The sequence below is a fragment of the Streptomyces sp. KL2 genome, from assembly GCF_046529545.1.
GTDB lineage: Bacteria > Actinomycetota > Actinomycetes > Streptomycetales > Streptomycetaceae > Streptomyces > Streptomyces radiopugnans.
Window position 1 is genome coordinate 919420 of the sequence record NZ_CP127170.1, and the last position, 16033, is coordinate 935452.

Genomic DNA, 16033 nt, shown 5'->3' on the forward strand with positions numbered 1-16033 from the left:
CCGCCGTGCGCGCGATCCGGCACTGTGACCGCAACTTGGCACTTATCGATGGCAATTGACAGAAGACTTGCGCGCCGTTCGCGACTGTGACCGACCCTGCGCGATCGTTTCTGCGCCCCCGAAACGGCCCCCGCACCCGCTGCCGTTACGATCCGGCCCATGCCCGCGCAAACCCCTCCGGCCGGCGGTCCGGCCCTGCCGGTCTCCGTCCAGGACGGCGTCGCCACCCTGACCATCCGCAACCCGGCCAAGCGCAACGCGATGACGCCGGACATGTGGCGGCGGATGCCCGCCGTGCTGGAGCGGCTCGCCGCCGACCCCTCCGTACGGGCCCTGGTCCTCACCGGCGAGGGCGGCACCTTCTGCTCGGGCGCCGACATCTCCGCCCTGCGCGAGGGCGACGAGGAGTCCCGCGGCCTGGCGGTGGCCGCCGAGGAGGCGCTGGCGGCCTTCCCGCGGCCCACGCTCGCGGCCGTGCGCGGGCACTGCGTGGGCGGCGGCTGCCAGCTCGCCGTCGCCTGCGATCTGCGCTTCGCCGCCGAGGGAGCCCTGTTCGGCATCACCCCGGCGAAGCTGGGCATCGTCTACGGCGCGTCCTCCACCCGGCGCCTGGTCTCCCTGGTCGGCCCTGCCACCGCCAAGTACCTGCTGTTCTCCGGCGAGTTGATCGGCGCCGAGCGGGCCCTGCGCACCGGGCTGGCCGACGAGGTGCACCCGGAGGACGAACTGGACGGGCGGGTCGCGGCGTTCGCGCGGCTGCTCGTCTCGCGCTCGCAGCTCACCCAGGCCGCCGCCAAGGAGTTCGCGAACGGCGCCGGGGCCGGCCCCGTACCGGCGGAGCGGGTCGCGTACTGGGAGGAGCGCGCCCGGGAGAGCGGTGAACGGGCCGAGGGGGTGGCCGCCTTCCTGGAACGGCGTTCTCCGGTCTTCACCTGGCCACTTACCGACGGGTAGCGTGCGGGTATGACGTCCCTCCCCGCCAAAGCCGGGCGGCGCTGCCACAACGCCGTCAACCCGCTGCACTCGGCTCTCTACTTCGCCCCCGACCTGGCCCGCGAGCTGGCCCCCTACGGCATCGAGGACCCCTCCGCGGTCTACTTCGCCGGCCGTGCCGCGGCGCTGGGCCGGGTCGGGCCCGGAGTCGTCACCGCGACCTTCCACAGCTTCCACCACGCCCTCGTCGCCCGCCACCTGCCGGCCGTGTGGGAGCTGGCCGCCCCCGAGACCGTGCTCGCAGCCCGGCTGCGCGCCGCCGACTCCATGCTGCGGCGCCTGCTGGGCGAGGAGGCGGCGGCTTCCAAGGAGATGGCCGAGGCCGCCGAACTGGCCCTGCGCGCCGCCGAGGGGTGCACCCGCCCGGGCCGCCCGCTGTACGCGGCACTCTCCGACCTCCCCGTGCCCGAGGCCCCGCACCTGGCACTGTGGCACGGCGCCTCGCTGCTGCGCGAGCACCGCGGCGACGCCCATGTCGCCGTCCTCCAGCACGCCGGGCTGGACCCGATGGAGGCGCTGGTCAGCCACACCGCCAGCGGCCGCGGCATGAGCCCCAGGTGGGTGCTGGCCACCCGCGGCTGGAGCCGCCGGGACTGGGAGGAGGCCCAGGAGCGGCTGCGCGGGCGCGGACTGCTGGACGGCGACGGCGAGTTGACCGAGGCCGGAACCGCCCTGCGCAAGGCGCTGGAGGAGGAGACCGACCGGCTCGACGCCGCGCCGTACGAGCATCTGGGCGCGGCGGGCACCGAGCGGCTGACCGAGCTGTGCGGCGCCTTCACCGGCGCGGCCCTCGCCTCGGGCGCCTTCCCGGCGGACCTGTTCGGCAAGGGGTGAACCGCTGTCCGGACGGGTCCCGGACGGAGTCCTGGAGGGGCGGAAACCGGCCGGTCCGGACGGAAGGTTGTTTGTCCGGCGTCCGAGCGGTCACGCGTACAGCATGTTCCGAGCCATAGCAGACGCACTCCGTACCGTCGGCGGCGCCATCGCGACCGTGGTGACGCTGCCCTTCCGCCTTCTCGCCCGCCTCTTCGGCGGGGCTTCGCACGCCGGACGCCGCGTCTGACCGTCCGCCTGTCGGTGCGGCCTGCAACAATGCGGGCTACCGGGGGAGCACCCAGCACCGAGTGAGGCGGAACGGATCGTGACACAGTCCATCGGAGAGACGCCCGTCGAGGGCGCGGCACCGGCCGGCACGTCCGGCGCGGCGTCCGTCGAGGGCAGGATCGCCGAGGAACTCGGCGTACGGGAACGACAGGTCAGGGCCGCCGTCGAACTGCTCGACGGCGGCTCGACCGTGCCGTTCGTCGCGCGCTACCGCAAGGAGGCCACCGGCGGCCTGGACGACGCGCAGCTGCGCGCCCTGGAGGAGCGGCTGCGCTACCTGCGGGAGCTGGAGGAGCGGCGGGCGGCGATCCTGGAGTCCGTACGCTCCCAGGGGAAGCTCGACGCCGAGCTGGAGGCCCGCATCCGGGCCGCCGACTCCAAGGCGCGCCTGGAGGACGTCTACCTGCCCTACAAGCCCAAGCGGCGCACCAAGGCGCAGATCGCCCGCGAGGCGGGCCTGGAGCCGCTGGCCGACGGACTGCTCGCCGACCCGTCCGTGGAGCCGGCCGCCGCCGCGGCGGCCTTCACCGACCCGGACAAGGGCGTGGCCGACGCCTCCGCCGCGCTGGAGGGCACCCGCGCGATCCTCACCGAGCGCTTCGGGGAGGACGCCGACCTGATCGGCGAACTGCGCGAGACGATGTGGCGGCGCGGCCGGCTCGTGGCGAAGGTGCGCGAGGGCAAGCAGGAGCAGGGCGCCAAGTTCGCCGACTACTTCGACTTCTCAGAGCCCTTCACCGAGCTGCCCTCGCACCGGGTGCTGGCGATGCTGCGCGGTGAGAAGGAGGAGGTCCTCGACCTCTCCCTGGAGCCGGAGCCGGAACCCGCCGGAGAGGCCGCGGAGGGCGGCGCCCTGCGCGAGACCACCGGCCCCTCCGAGTACGAGCGCGCGATCGCCCGCCGCTTCGGCATCGAGGACCGCGGCCGCCCGGCCGACCGCTGGCTGGCCGACACCGTGCGCTGGGCCTGGCGCACCCGCATCCTGGTGCACCTGGGCATCGACCTGCGGCTGCGGCTGCGCACCGCCGCGGAGGACGAGGCGGTCGCGGTGTTCGCGGCCAACCTGCGCGACCTGCTGCTGGCCGCCCCGGCCGGCACCCGCGCCACCATGGGCCTGGACCCGGGCTTCCGCACGGGTGTGAAGGTCGCCGTCGTCGACGCCACCGGCAAGGTGGCCGCCACCGAGACGATCTACCCGCACGTGCCGCAGAACCGCTGGAAGGAGTCGCTGGCGACGCTGGCTCGGCTGGCGCAGGAGCACCGGGTGGAGCTGATCGCCGTCGGCAACGGCACCGCCTCCCGCGAGACGGACCGGCTGGCCGCCGAACTGTGCGCGGCGCGGCCGGAGTTGAAGCTGACGAAGGTGATGGTCTCGGAGGCGGGGGCCTCGGTGTACTCCGCTTCCGCCTTCGCCTCCCGCGAACTGCCCGACCTGGACGTCTCGCTGCGCGGCGCGGTCTCCATCGCCCGGCGCCTGCAGGACCCGCTGGCCGAACTGGTCAAGATCGACCCCAAGTCGATCGGGGTGGGCCAGTACCAGCACGACGTCTCCGAGGTGAAGCTGTCGCGCTCGCTGGACGCGGTGGTGGAGGACTGCGTCAACGGCGTCGGCGTGGACGTCAACACCGCCTCGGCGCCGCTGCTGTCGCGGGTGTCGGGCATCGGCGCGGGCCTGGCGGAGAACATCGTCGCCCACCGCGACGCCAACGGCCCCTTCCGCAGCCGCAGGGCGCTCAAGGACGTCCCCCGGCTCGGCCCCAAGGCGTATGAGCAGTGCGCGGGCTTCCTGCGCATCCGCGGCGGGGACGATCCGCTGGACGCCTCCGCCGTCCACCCCGAGGCGTACCCGGTGGTGCGCCGGATGGTGAAGACGACGGGCAGCGACGTCGCGGCCCTGATCGGCAACACCAAGGTGCTGCGCGGCCTGCGGCCGCAGGAGTTCGTGGACGACACCTTCGGCCTGCCGACGGTGACCGACATCATCAGGGAGCTGGAGAAGCCGGGCCGCGACCCGCGCCCGGCGTTCCGCACGGCCACCTTCAAGGAGGGCGTGGAGAAGATCGGCGACCTGGAGCCGGGCATGGTCCTGGAGGGCGTGGTCACCAACGTCGCCGCGTTCGGCGCCTTCGTGGACGTCGGCGTGCACCAGGACGGCCTGGTCCACGTCTCGGCGATGTCGAAGGCGTTCGTGAAGGACCCGCGCGAGGTGGTGAAGTCCGGCGACGTCGTGCAGGTCAAGGTGCTGGACGTGGACGTGCCGCGCAAGCGGATCTCTCTGACGCTGCGGCTGGACGACGAGACCGGCCCGGGTGCGGGCGACGGCGGCCGTCCGGCGCGCGGTCAGCGCGGAGGCGGGCAGCGCGAGGGCGGCCGGCGCGCCTCCGCTCCGCGCCCGCGCCAGGGCGAACGGCGGGGCGGGGGCGGACGGGGGCGCGACGCGGCTCCGGCCAACAGCGAGATGGCCGAGGCCCTGCGCCGCGCGGGCCTGCTCTGACGTCCGGACGACCCAGCGGAGGGGCGGCGCACAGCGCCGCCCCCGCCTCCGCTGATTTCCGCCCCGCGGCTTCCGGGGTTCCCGGGCCTGCCCGCCCTCGGGCACACACCGTCCCCATCTGCTCACGGAACCGATATTGCCTTTTACTGGTCCATCAACCTACGGTTTCGTAACCTACGCTATCGTAGGTAGTGTTTCCCCCCATCCCCGTGGAGCCTTCATGACCCTCGCCACCCCGTACGCCCCCGGCTCGGAGCAGTGGACGGACGCCCGTCTGCTCTACGCCCTGGAAGAGGTGGTGGAGAAGGAGCTCAACCGTCATCTGCAGGTCGCCAAGGACTGGATGCCGCACGAGTACGTCCCCTGGAGCGACGGCCGCAACTTCGACGGTCCGCTCGGCGGCGACCCGTGGGAGCCGGAGCAGTCCAAGGTCACCGACATCGGCCGCATCGCCCTGGTGGTCAACCTGCTGACCGAGGACAACCTCCCCAGCTACCACCACGAGATCGCCACCCTCTTCGGCCGCGACGGCGCCTGGGGCACATGGGTGCACCGCTGGACCGCCGAGGAGGGGCGGCACGGCATCGTGATGCGCGACTACCTGCTGACCTCCCGCGCCGTGGACCCGGTGAAGCTGGAGGAGTTCCGGATGGCGCACATGTCGGAGGGCTTCGAGTCCGACAACCGCCACTCGATGCTCCACTCCGTGGCCTACGTCGCCTTCCAGGAGCTGGCCACCCGCATCTCCCACCGCAACACCGGCCACCAGTCCGGCGATCCGGTCTGCGACCGGATGCTCGCCCGCATCGCCACCGACGAGAACCTGCACATGGTCTTCTACCGCAACCTGCTGCGGGCGGCCTTCGAACTGGCCCCGGACCAGACGATGTCGGCGGTGCGCGACGTGGTGGTGAACTTCCGGATGCCCGGGCACGGCATGCCCGGCTTCGAGCGGGCCGCCGCGCAGATGGCGATCGGCGGCATCTACAACCTGCGCATCCACCACGACGACGTGCTCCAGCCGGTGCTGCGCCATCTGAAGGTCATGGAGATCGGCGGGCTCGGCCCGGAGGGCCTGAAGGCCCAGGAGGAGCTGGGCCTGTACCTGGACGGCCTGGACGGCGAGGCCCGCAAGCTCGACGAGCGCCTGGCCGCCCGCCGCGCCCGCATCGAGGCCCGCAAGGCGGCCGCCGGGGCCTGAAGCCTTCGCCGCGCCCCGGCCCCCGGCGGGCCGCACCCAGCCCTGCCGCCGTGCCCAACCCTGCCACTGTGCCCGCCCCGTGATCCGCCACGGGGCGGGCACGGCGCTGCCGGCCCGGAACGGGGCGGCAGGTCCGGACCATTGACACGGATGCCGCCGCGGCCGATCCTGAGAGCGCTCTCATACCGTCCGCCGCCGTTCCGCCTCCGGACGACCGTCCGGCAACCGCCCGGCGGACCGGGCCGGACACCCCCCGTACGAGCCCCTCACGATGGAGAGACCTTGCCCCACACATCGTCTCCGCCCCGAACCCGCCCCGGAATCCGGCGCCTGCGATGGCTCACGGCCACCGCGGCGGCCGCCATGTGCGGTGTCCTCTTCGCCAACTCGGCCGCGGCGGCACCCGTCACGGAGCACTGGACCGGCGACTCCCCCCACTTCTCCCGTACATCGGCTCCCGGCGGCACCGTCGGCGTCGTGTCGATGAACGGCCCCGACGACGGCCGCGCGCTCCAGCTCAGGCTCGGCGCCCGCCCCGGCGCCGGCCCGGGCAGCGGCGTGGAGATCAGCAGCAACGACACCACCTACCGCTACGGCACCTACGGCACCCGCATCAGGACGGCGGACTGCACCGGCCAGGGCCGCCTCGGCGTGGTGACCGGCACCTTCACCTACTCCACCGACCACTCCGACGGCAACGGCAACGGACTGCCGGACAACGACGAGATCGACATCGAGGTCCTCTGCGCCCAGCCCCACGTCGTCTGGCTGACCATCTGGACCGACTACGACGGTTCGGTGGCGCCGGGGCAGCCCATCCCCGTGCGCAAGATCTCCCGCGCGATCGACATGCGTACCGGGAAGGTCCTGCACAACTGCTACATGGTGCGGCTCGGCGGGGACTGCCAACCCGAACTGCCGGGTGAGAACAGCCCCGCGAGCGTCACGCCCGTGCCCGGCTTCGACTCCTCCACCCAGTTCCGCACCTTCATGTTCGACTGGCAGCCGGACTCGGTGACCTTCTGGGGCTACGACGACAGCGGGCGCAGGAACGTGCTGTGGGACTACCGCGGCCCCGCCTCCCGCATCCCGGACAAGCCGTCGGCCTTCATGCAGAACGTCTGGCACACCAACGAGTGGGACCCGCTGGACGGACCGGCCCGCGAGCAGCCCCAGGCAGCGGTCTCCGCCTACGTCGACTCCACCACGCTCCCCCGCTGATCCCGGCGGCCCGGTGGCGCGCGGGGAGGGCCGGGCCCTCCCCGCGCACCGCCTTCCCCGCACCGGCCCGGGTCAGATGTCCACGGCGCCGACCTGCCGCAGCAAACCGAGGTCGTCCCAGTTCCACCAGCTCTCCGCGATCTTCCCGTCCACGAGGCGGAAGGTGGCGTGGCCGGTCCCGGTGATCTCCTTGCCGGTGGGCTCCAGGCCCTGGTACGGCCCCGAGTGGCGGCCGGTGTAGGACAGCCGCGCACAGACCTTGTCACCCTCGGCGAACAGGTCCTCGATGCTCATCACCGGCTGGAACGCCTCCAGGATCTCCTGGTTCTCCTCCTTGGCCTGCGCGAGCCTGACGTCGTAGGAGGAGAGCGAGGGGTCGTGCTCGCGGTAGTCGTCGGTGCACAGTCCGTCCGCGACGTCGAGGTTCCTTCCGTTGATCACCTCCTCGATGAAGGTGCGGACCACGCCGGTGTTGAGCTGCTCGTCCCGGGAGACCTCCAGGTCCGTGAACGTCGGACCCTCGTCACAGGCGGCCGCCAGCCTCTGGAAGATCCGGTCGGTCTCGGGCAGATGGGAGTTGCGCATCGCCTCCTCGTAGGAGGGGAACTCCACGATCTCCACCACGTGGTCGGGGTCGGAGCGGTCCCGCGCGACGATCGAGTGGGTGGCCGTCCGCTTGCCCTGGGTCGCCCGGACCCAGTCGTCCATCAGCCGGTCCAGCTCGTCGGCCTGATGGGTCCTGCAGTCGATGACCTGGATGAACGTCATGATGTCGCCTCCCGCCGCTGGGAAAGTCGAGGCATTTCCAGGCTATAGCCGTTATGCGCCCTATGTCCCGCCCGCTGGGCGCGATCCCCCCGGGGCCGGACTCGGCCCGGACGGTCTTCCCGCGGCACAGCCGGCCGGCCACGCAGCCGGGCGGGACGGTGCCGGCCATCGGGCCCGGCCGACGGGCCGCGGGCCCGGTGCGGCCCCGGGCCGGCGGCCCCCGACCACGGCGAGCAGACCTGGTCGGGCAGCCGGGCGGAGTCCGCGCGAGGTCTCGCGTCGTCTCCCCTCCCCGTTCTGTCCGCGGTCGGGCCGGCGTGCCTGACCGGACAGCCGGAAAGGCCAACCGGTAACGCCCCGTCGGAAGGCGGAACCCGCTGTTCGCAGCGGTGGGCGCTCCGGGCCGGTGGTCAGCCGTTGACGCCGGTGTAGTGCCGCAGGCTCCGGTTCCACAGCAGGCGCGCCGCGGCGAAGAGCGCCAGGCCCACCGCCGGGGATGCCGCCGCCAGCCAGAACGGGACGCCCAGCGCCGCGCCGTGCCCGGTCAGCACACCTGCCGGGAGATAGGCGACGAACGCCAGCGGCAGCACGAAGGTGAACACCCCGCTCACCGCCTTCGGCAGGATCGACAGCGGGTAGCTGCCGAAGGTCGCCATCAGCTCGTCCGCCCAGGTGCTCCAGTAGAAGGCGGACGGGAAACGCAGCGCGGCGCAGGAGACGGCGGTGAAGACGGCCGCCTCCACCAGCATGCCGCCCGCCACCCCGGCCGCCAGGAAGACCGCCCGCCCGGCCGTCCAGGGCTCGGCGGCCTGCTGGACGGCGAAGGCGAACATGGTGGCACCCACCGCCAGGTCCCCCAGGCCGTGGGTGGGGAAGACGGTGAGCTGGATCTGCCGGTAGACGGGCATCGGGCGCAGCAGGCAGGCGTCGAGCCGGCCCTCCTGCACCAGGAACGACAGGCTGTGGACCCGGCCGAAGAGCAGCACGTACAGGGCGTGGGCCAGCATCCGCATGCCGACGATCAGCAGTACGTCCGCGCCGCTCCAGCCGCCCATGCCGGGAAAGCGCTGGAGCAGCACGGTGGCGAAGACGATGACGGACGACTGCCAGGCGACGCCCATCCCGACGGACATCAGGAACTCGGCGCGGTACTCGAGCTGCGCGCGGAAGTTGAGCCGGGTGATCCGCCAGGCGACGCACCAGGCGCGGGCCCACCGCCGCAGCCGTCCGGCGGCGGTTGGGTCGACGGCGAGGGACACGGCGGTCACCCTCCCTGGGAGACGACGCGAAGGGCGGCGCGGTGCCACAGCCACCGGGTGAGCACGGCCAGCCCGACCGCCCACGCCGCCTGCACCAGCAGCGCGTGCGGGGCCTCGGAGGGCGGGATGCGGCCGATGTAGAGGGACAGCGGGGTGTTGAGCGTGGCCTGGAAGGGCAGGAAGTCGCTCATCGTGCGGAACCAGCCGGGGAAGAACCACAGCGGCGCGAAGGCGCCGGAGAGCAGGTTCTGCGCGAACTGCACGATCCGCAGGGCCGCGCCGTCGCGCAGCGTCCAGAAGCACAGCAGGTCGACCAGGAGCATCACCCGGTACAGGACCAGTTGCCCCAGCACCACACCGGCCAGGAACGCGGCGCCGGCTTCGGCGGAGGCGGGCGGGGGCAGCACTCCGGCCGAACGGCAGAGCAGGTAGCCGGCCGCCACCCAGGCGAAGCCGTAGAGCTGGTCGCCCAGGGCGCGCAGCGCGTGGTAGCGGCGCGGCGCCACCGGGCGCAGGAACCAGTAGACGATGGTGCCGTGGTGCAGATGTTGCTGGACGGTGTCGCGTCCCGAGTGCCGGTCCAGTTCCCGGATGCGCAGGGCCAGTACGGCCAGGACGGCGTAGGCGACGGCCTGCTCGCGGTCGAGTCCGGCGACGGCTCCGTCGGTCTGCGCGTACAGGCCCCGCCACAGGAAGACCACCAGGAAGACCTGCACGGTCAGGCGCAGGGCGGTGGCGGTGAGCCGGGGCGGGGAGAGCAACTCGCCCCGCGGGGTGATCCAGGCCGTCCGCCAGGGCCGGTGCGGCGCCCGGGCCGGTGCCGCCATCAGGCGCTCCGCCCGGCGGCGGGCGCCGTACCGTCCCCGGCCGCGCCGCCCGCCGCCGCGCCATCCTCGGCCGCGCCATCCTCGGCCGCGCCGTCCTCGGCCGCGTCCCGCGCCGGACGCTCCTCCCGCCGCAGGTAGGCGGCGCGCATCACGTCCTCCAGGTCGTTCTCCTCCAGCGCCAGATCGGTCACCCGGTAGCGCTCGACGATCGCCCGCAGCGCCCGGTGGACGGTGGGCGGGGCGGCACCACCGGAGCCGTCCGGGCCGAACACCACACGCGGCCCCTCCCGGCGCACCACCCGGATCCCGGGCGGCGGCGCGCCCTCCAGCTCCACCGGGTCCAGCGTCGCGTGCACCTGCCAGGTGCCGCCGAACCGTCCGCGGATCTCCTCCAGCGAGCCGTCCAGCACGATCCGGCCGTGGTTGATCAGCACCACCCGCTCCGCCAGCCGGGCCACCTCGGTCATGTCGTGGGTGGTCAGCAGCACGGTGCGGCCGCGCCGCTCCACCTGGTGCCGCAGGAAGCCGCGGACCTGCTCCTTGACCACCACGTCCATGCCGATGGTGGGCTCGTCCAGGAAGACGACCGGCGGGTCGTGGAGCAGCGCCGCGGCCAGGTCGCACCGCACCCGCTGGCCCAGCGAGAGGTGGCGCACACGGGTGTCCCAGAACTCCGACAGCTCCAGCAGGGAGTCGAACTCGGCCAGCCGGGCGCGGTGTTCGGCCTGCGGCACCCCGTAGACGTCGCGCAGGACGGCGAACGACTCGCGGGCCGGCAGGTCCCACCACAGCTGGGTGCGCTGGCCGAAGACGGCCCCGATGTTGCGGGCGTTGCGCTCCCGCTCCCGGTAGGGCACCACCCCGGCGACCCGGGCCTCCCCGGAGGTGGGGGTGAGGATGCCGGTGAGCATCTTGATGGTGGTGGACTTGCCCGCGCCGTTCGGCCCGAGCAGGGCGAGCAGCCGGCCGCGCTCCACGCTGAAGGAGACGTCCCGCACGGCGGTCTTCTCCACCCGCAGCGGGTCGACCAGCGATCTCAGCGCGCCGACGAGACCGGGCCGCCGTACCGCGGTGTGGAAGGTCCTGGTGAGGTTCCGGGCGACGATCCCCTCCGCCGCCGTGTCCGGTCCGGCTGCCAACGTTGCCAAAACACGTCTCCGTCCGTCGGTCCCCGACGAGGCTGCCGGACCCCGCGGAGCGTCGGCAAACGATTTCCCGGGTCCCCGTCCGCGGGCGTCGGTGCGCCCGCCCGGGGCAGACGGGGCGGTATGAGGACACCGACGAGGACATCCGCACCGGCACCGGCGTCGATACGCGGGGGTGCCAGACGGGCGGCGAACAGCTCCGCCATGACGACGGCCGCCCGCTGGGGACTGGTCGCGTACGGCGTGATCTACCTGCTGATCGGTCTGCTGGCCCTGCGGATCGCCTTCGGCGACCGGGAGGGCCAGGCCGACAGCGGCGGCGCGCTGCGGGAGCTGGCCCAGCAGCCGTTCGGACGGGCGCTGGTGTGGGCGGTCGGCATCGGGCTGGCCGGGCTGGCCCTGTGGCGGCTGTCGGAGGCCCTGCTGGGCGCGGCGCGCCCGGAGGGGCACACGGCGAAGGAGCGGCTGCGCTCGGCCGCGCGGTGCGCGGTGCTCGCCGTGCTGTCGGCCTCCGCGATCGCCTTCGCCACGGGGAGCGCGAACGGCGGGTCGAGCGACCGGCAGTCCCAGGACCTCACCTCCCGGGTGCTCGACCTGCCCGCCGGGCGCTGGCTGGTCGGCGCGCTCGGTCTGGCGGTCGTCGCGATCGGCGTGTGGAGCGCGGTGCGGGCGCTGCGGCACGAGTTCCGCCGGGAGCTGGGCCCGGTGCCCGCGCGCCTGCGCCGCGCCGTGGACTTCCTGGGCGTGGCGGGCGGCCTCGCGCGCGGGCTGGTGTTCGCGGTGGCGGGCGGCTTCGCCGTCCTGGCGGCCGTGCGGTACGACCCGGACCGGGCGAAGGGCCTGGACGACTCCCTGCGCGCCCTCGCCGCCACCCCGGCCGGCCCGTGGCTGCTGGCGGCGGTCGCCGTGGGGCTGGCGCTGTACGGGCTGTTCTTGTTCGCAATGGCCCGTTGGCACAAGGGTTAGGAGGCGGGCGCCGCCGCCTTGCCGGCGGACCGCTGCCTCTTTCGGGGGACATGCGTACGGGCTGTTGCGGTGGTTCGGGTGATGATCCGACCGGCGTGCCGCCGGATGGAGCCTCTTTCTCCCGATCATGGTCCGGCCAACGAACCGGACCCCGGGGAGCCCCATGACCGCCGCATCCCGTAACGCCCCTCCCCCACGGCCCCGCCGGCCCGGGGCCGTGCCGCTCCTCGCGGGCGCGCTGGCGGTGCTGCTCGCCTCCGCGCCGCCCGCCCCGGCCTCCACCCCGGCCTCCGCCGCGCCGGCCGGGGCCCCGGCCACCTCCGGGCGGCCCGGCGGGGAGCGCGTCGGCTACTTCCCCTCCTGGGGGCCCGGGGACGGTTTCCACGTCAGGGACATCGACCGGGCCGCGGCCAGGCTCACGGTCGTCGACTACGCCTTCGGGCAGGTCTCGGACAAGGGTGTGTGCGTGGAGTCCGACGACAACCCCCGCAAGGACGCCTGGAGGGACTACCGGCGCCCGGTACCCGCCTCCGAGTCCGTCGACGGTGCGGCCGACCGTCCCGGGCAGCGCCTCAAGGGCAACTTCAACCAGTTGCGCAAGCTCAAGAAGCGCCATCCGCATCTGCGGGTCGTCATCTCGCTGAAGTCCGCGCACTTCTCCGACGCCGCGCTGACGGCGAAGTCCCGCGCGGAGCTCGTCTCCTCGTGCGTGGACCTGTTCATCGGGGGCGATCTGCCCAAGACCCCGGACAGCGGCGGACCCGTGGGCGGGCCGGGCGCGGCGGCCGGGGTCTTCGACGGCATCGACCTCGACTGGGAGTACCCGGCCCACCCCGGCTCCGGCGGGCACCGCCACCGCCCGGCGGACACCCGCAACTTCACGCTGCTGATGGCGGAGTTCCGCCGGCGGCTCGACGGCGCGGAGCGGCGGACCGGACGCGAGCTGCTGCTGACCGCGGCCGTTCCGCCGGACTGGCCCAAGCGCAGCAGGATCGAGGCCGGTGAACTCGCCCGGCACGCCGACTTCCTGAACGTCATGGCGTACGACTTCGCCGGGCCGTGGTCCCCGAAGGGGCCGACCGACCACCACGCCAACCTCCGCCTCGGAAGGACCCGGAACGTCACCAGCGGGCGGCTGAGCGCCGAGCAGGCGGCCCGCGCCTACGTGGCGCAGGGCGTGCCCGCGCGGAAGGTGGTGCTGGGCGTCCCGTTCTACGGCTACGGCTGGAAGGACGTGCCGCCGCACGGCCACGGACTGCACCAGCCGGCCGGGGCGGCGCTGGACAGCCGGCCCTACCGGTTCGTCGCCGGGCAGCCGGGCCGGGTCTTCCGCGACCGGGCCGCCGGGGCGGTGTGGAAGTACGACGCGAGCAGCCGGACGTTCTGGACCTTCGACGACGCCTCGACGATGCGGGCCAAGGCCGCCTTCGTCCGCGAGCACGGCCTGGGGGGCGTGATGGTGTGGTCGCTGGACGGCGACGACGCACGGGGAACCCTCCTGTCCGCCCTCGACGCGGGCCTGCGGAAGGGAAGTTGACCGGCCCGTCCGGCCGGGCGCGGCAGGCGGGTCGCCCGAACGGGTGGAGATGAGTACGTGTACTCATGAGGCGGCACCGCGCAGCCGCCATGCTGACCACCGGAATCAGGTGTGCCCTGCCCCCTCGACGCCCTTCCGTACTTTCGCGCGGCACGGGGGCAGGGCAGCATGACCTCGGTGATCGCATGGAGCGGGGCGCGGAATGGCGGAAGACCGGCAGTCGGATGTCTGGCAGCAGTTACTCGAGCTCGCGGAGAGGCCCAGGGGCGTGGGTTCCCCTGCTGCCGACAGCCCACGTATGACGCTGGCGTCCACCGACGCCCCGGGATCCGATCCCGGCGGCACGGGTGACCTCAAGCAGAGCAACGGCCCGTGGACATCGGCCGCCGGTGTGGCCGACGATCTCGCAGGCAGCATGCGGACCGCGGAGGAGCGGCTCGGGACCTCCCACGGTGACGTGGGCGTCGAGGGGGTCGGGCTGGCGAGCATCGCGGCCCTGCACACCGTCCGCCGGTCGTGGGAGCGGCGTCTGGAGGACGCCCGCAAGGAGTGCGAGAGCCTCAGCGGGAAACTGCGGCAGGTGGCCAAGGACCATGACGAGAACGAGACGGCCACCAAGTCGTCCTTCGAGCGGCTCGGGGGATGACGGTGGCGAGCACACTGACCTGGCGGCAGCTCAGGGATCTGGACATCGCCGGAATCGAGGAGGCCGCCGACGGCTGGGCCGGGGCGAGCAACCGGTCGGGATCGGCCCGCGACCGGGTCGACAGCGAGATACTGGCCGGACTGAAGGACTCACAGGAGGGAGAGGGCGCACGGGCCGCGGTCCGGAGGCTGGACCGGTTGAGTGAGAACTTCCACTACATCCATGTGGAGTGCGGGCTCGCACGCACCGCCCTGGACGGCCTGGCACACGAATTCAACGTTTTCCAGAAGAAGTTGAGGGACGCCCTTGACGACGCCGAGGCTCTGAAGTTCACCGTCCACGCCGACGGTACCGTCAGTTACCCCTCGGCGGGTGAGGAAGTGGGCGGTGTCAAACCACCGGGCGGGACCGTCACCGGCTCGCACGACCTGCTGAAGCCCACCACCGACCCGTCCCTGAAACTGACCGACCGCAACCCGAACCGTGCAAGGGCCCAGGAGATCGCCGACCGGATCGCGCGCGTGATGAGAGACGCACGGACCGCGGACGGCGACTACGCGGAGGCGATCCGGAGGCTGAGGACCAAGCCCGGGATCGACGTCAGCGACGCGATGTGGGCCGACGCCCACCGCGACTCCGCCATCGCACGCGACGCGGCCTACGACTACCTCGGCAAGGAGATCCCCCGTGACCTAACCCCGGCCCAGCGCAAGGAGTGGTGGGACGAGCTCGGCAAGGAGGAGCGGGAGCAGTACCTCACCCTCTACCCCCGTGAGATCGGTTCCCTGGACGGTATCCCCGCGGAGGTCCGCGACAGCGCCAACCGGACCTACCTGCCGCTGCTGATGGGCAAACTGGAGGGCGAGGGGACGGAGAGCGCGGCCACCAAACTCCAGGGACTCCGGGTCATCGACCGGAAGCTGGACGAGGACAGTGAGCCCCCGATGTTCCTCCTCGGCATCGGGGACGAGGGCAACGGGCGCGCGATCGTCAGTTACGGGAACCCGGACACGTCGAAGAACGTGTCCGCTTACGTGCCCGGACTCGGAACCGCGCTGGACGAGGATTTCGCCAACAACGACCTGGAGCGGGCGCGGGACACCGCACTTTCCGCTCAGAAGTACGATCCCTCGAGCGCGTCGATCGTCTGGCTCGGCTACGACGCACCGCAGCTTCCGGCAGAGAAGTGGCTGGACAACGCCGATGTCATGAGCAAGAGCCATGCCGCCGGCGGGGCACCCGCGTACAACGAGTTCATGGGTGGCCTGGCCGCGACCAACCGGCACCCCGACCCCCACCTCACCGCGATCGGTCACTCCTACGGCTCGCTCACCGTCGGCCTGGCGGCTCAGAAGTCGGGCGGGATTCCCGGCGCCGACGACATCATTCTGCTGGGAAGCCCCGGAGTGAACGCGGAAAGAGCAGAGGAGTTGGGGGTGGGCAGAGGCCACGTCCACGTCGGGGCGGCGGAGAACGACCCCGTGACGAAACTTCCCTCCAGGAAGGAAACCCTGAGCGGCGCGCTCGGTCTCGGAACCGGACCGTTCGGCACCTACCTCCACTCGAAGTCGGCAGACATCGAAGACGACGACATCTGGTTCGGGAAGGACCCCGCCAGCGAGGCTTTCGGCGCCAACCGATTCAGAGTGGACGACGGCCCGCGCCCCCTCATTGATGGCGAAGGCCCCACCCCGGCACACTCCAACTACTTCAACCCCGAGAAAGACCCGGAATCGAACGCCAACATCGGCGCCATCGTCGCCGACCGGCCCGACCTTGTCACCTCCGAGGAGCACCGGTGAGAGCCAGATCGGCAGCGGCAGTACTGATGGTGCTGGCAGTCTCCAGCTGCGGGATCGCAAGGGAAACGGG

14 protein-coding genes are annotated in these 16033 nt (G+C 72.8%); 10 read left to right on the forward strand and 4 right to left on the reverse strand.

The window, feature by feature from the left end; genetic code table 11:
- Window positions 1–159 precede the first annotated feature (159 nt).
- The 6 genes from QPK52_RS04220 to QPK52_RS04245 all read left to right on the forward strand — a co-directional run bounded on the left by QPK52_RS04220 (window position 160) and on the right by QPK52_RS04245 (window position 7013).
- Window positions 160–954 (forward strand): enoyl-CoA hydratase/isomerase family protein, encoded by a 795-nt coding sequence (locus QPK52_RS04220; RefSeq protein ID WP_410535652.1) that lies wholly within the window; start codon window positions 160–162, stop codon window positions 952–954.
- Window positions 955–963: 9 nt separating this feature from the next.
- Window positions 964–1827 (forward strand): SCO6745 family protein, encoded by an 864-nt coding sequence (locus tag QPK52_RS04225; protein WP_410535653.1) that lies wholly within the window; start codon window positions 964–966, stop codon window positions 1825–1827.
- A gap of 103 nt (window positions 1828–1930) precedes the next feature.
- Entirely contained in the window at window positions 1931–2056 is a 126-nt protein-coding gene (locus QPK52_RS04230) for an LPFR motif small protein (protein ID WP_269846161.1), read from the forward strand.
- Between the two features lie 90 nt (window positions 2057–2146).
- A complete protein-coding gene (locus QPK52_RS04235) occupies window positions 2147–4591 on the forward strand; it encodes a Tex family protein (protein ID WP_410540190.1) in 2445 nt (814 codons plus the stop codon).
- 220 nt (window positions 4592–4811) lie between these two features.
- Window positions 4812–5792, forward strand: a complete 981-nt coding sequence (locus tag QPK52_RS04240) for an acyl-ACP desaturase (protein WP_410535654.1) — start codon at window positions 4812–4814, stop codon at window positions 5790–5792.
- 363 nt (window positions 5793–6155) lie between these two features.
- Entirely contained in the window at window positions 6156–7013 is an 858-nt protein-coding gene (locus tag QPK52_RS04245) for a glycoside hydrolase family 16 protein (RefSeq protein ID WP_410535655.1), read from the forward strand.
- Window positions 7014–7085: 72 nt separating this feature from the next.
- Here QPK52_RS04245 and QPK52_RS04250 read toward each other — a convergent pair whose 3' ends face one another.
- The 4 genes from QPK52_RS04250 to QPK52_RS04265 all read right to left on the reverse strand — a co-directional run bounded on the left by QPK52_RS04250 (window position 7086) and on the right by QPK52_RS04265 (window position 11015).
- The gene (locus QPK52_RS04250; protein WP_410535656.1) at window positions 7086–7781 is read right to left on the reverse strand and encodes an ester cyclase; all 696 of its coding nucleotides are present in this window, start codon (window positions 7779–7781) and stop codon (window positions 7086–7088) included.
- Window positions 7782–8191: 410 nt separating this feature from the next.
- Window positions 8192–9004 carry an ABC transporter permease gene (locus QPK52_RS04255; RefSeq protein WP_410540192.1) on the reverse strand — a complete coding sequence of 271 codons (813 nt, stop codon included), beginning with the start codon at window positions 9002–9004 and terminating at the stop codon, window positions 8192–8194.
- 41 nt (window positions 9005–9045) lie between these two features.
- Complete coding sequence (locus QPK52_RS04260) at window positions 9046–9867, reverse strand: ABC transporter permease (protein WP_410535657.1); 822 nt, start codon at window positions 9865–9867, stop codon at window positions 9046–9048.
- Window positions 9867–11015, reverse strand: a complete 1149-nt coding sequence (locus QPK52_RS04265) for an ATP-binding cassette domain-containing protein (protein WP_410535658.1) — start codon at window positions 11013–11015, stop codon at window positions 9867–9869. The genes QPK52_RS04260 and QPK52_RS04265 overlap by 1 nt, the downstream gene beginning before the upstream one ends.
- Before the next feature lie 201 nt (window positions 11016–11216).
- Here QPK52_RS04265 and QPK52_RS04270 point away from each other — a divergent pair, with 201 nt between their 5' ends.
- The 4 genes from QPK52_RS04270 to QPK52_RS04285 all read left to right on the forward strand — a co-directional run bounded on the left by QPK52_RS04270 (window position 11217) and on the right by QPK52_RS04285 (window position 15963).
- Window positions 11217–11978 carry a DUF1206 domain-containing protein gene (locus QPK52_RS04270; protein WP_410535659.1) on the forward strand — a complete coding sequence of 254 codons (762 nt, stop codon included), beginning with the start codon at window positions 11217–11219 and terminating at the stop codon, window positions 11976–11978.
- A gap of 163 nt (window positions 11979–12141) precedes the next feature.
- Window positions 12142–13515 (forward strand): glycoside hydrolase family 18 protein, encoded by a 1374-nt coding sequence (locus QPK52_RS04275; RefSeq protein ID WP_410535660.1) that lies wholly within the window; start codon window positions 12142–12144, stop codon window positions 13513–13515.
- A 298-nt stretch (window positions 13516–13813) separates the two neighbouring features.
- Window positions 13814–14161 (forward strand): hypothetical protein, encoded by a 348-nt coding sequence (locus QPK52_RS04280; RefSeq protein ID WP_410535661.1) that lies wholly within the window; start codon window positions 13814–13816, stop codon window positions 14159–14161.
- Window positions 14158–15963 (forward strand): alpha/beta hydrolase, encoded by a 1806-nt coding sequence (locus tag QPK52_RS04285; protein ID WP_410535662.1) that lies wholly within the window; start codon window positions 14158–14160, stop codon window positions 15961–15963. Before QPK52_RS04280 ends, QPK52_RS04285 begins: the two co-directional genes overlap by 4 nt.
- Window positions 15964–16033: the final 70 nt, after the last annotated feature.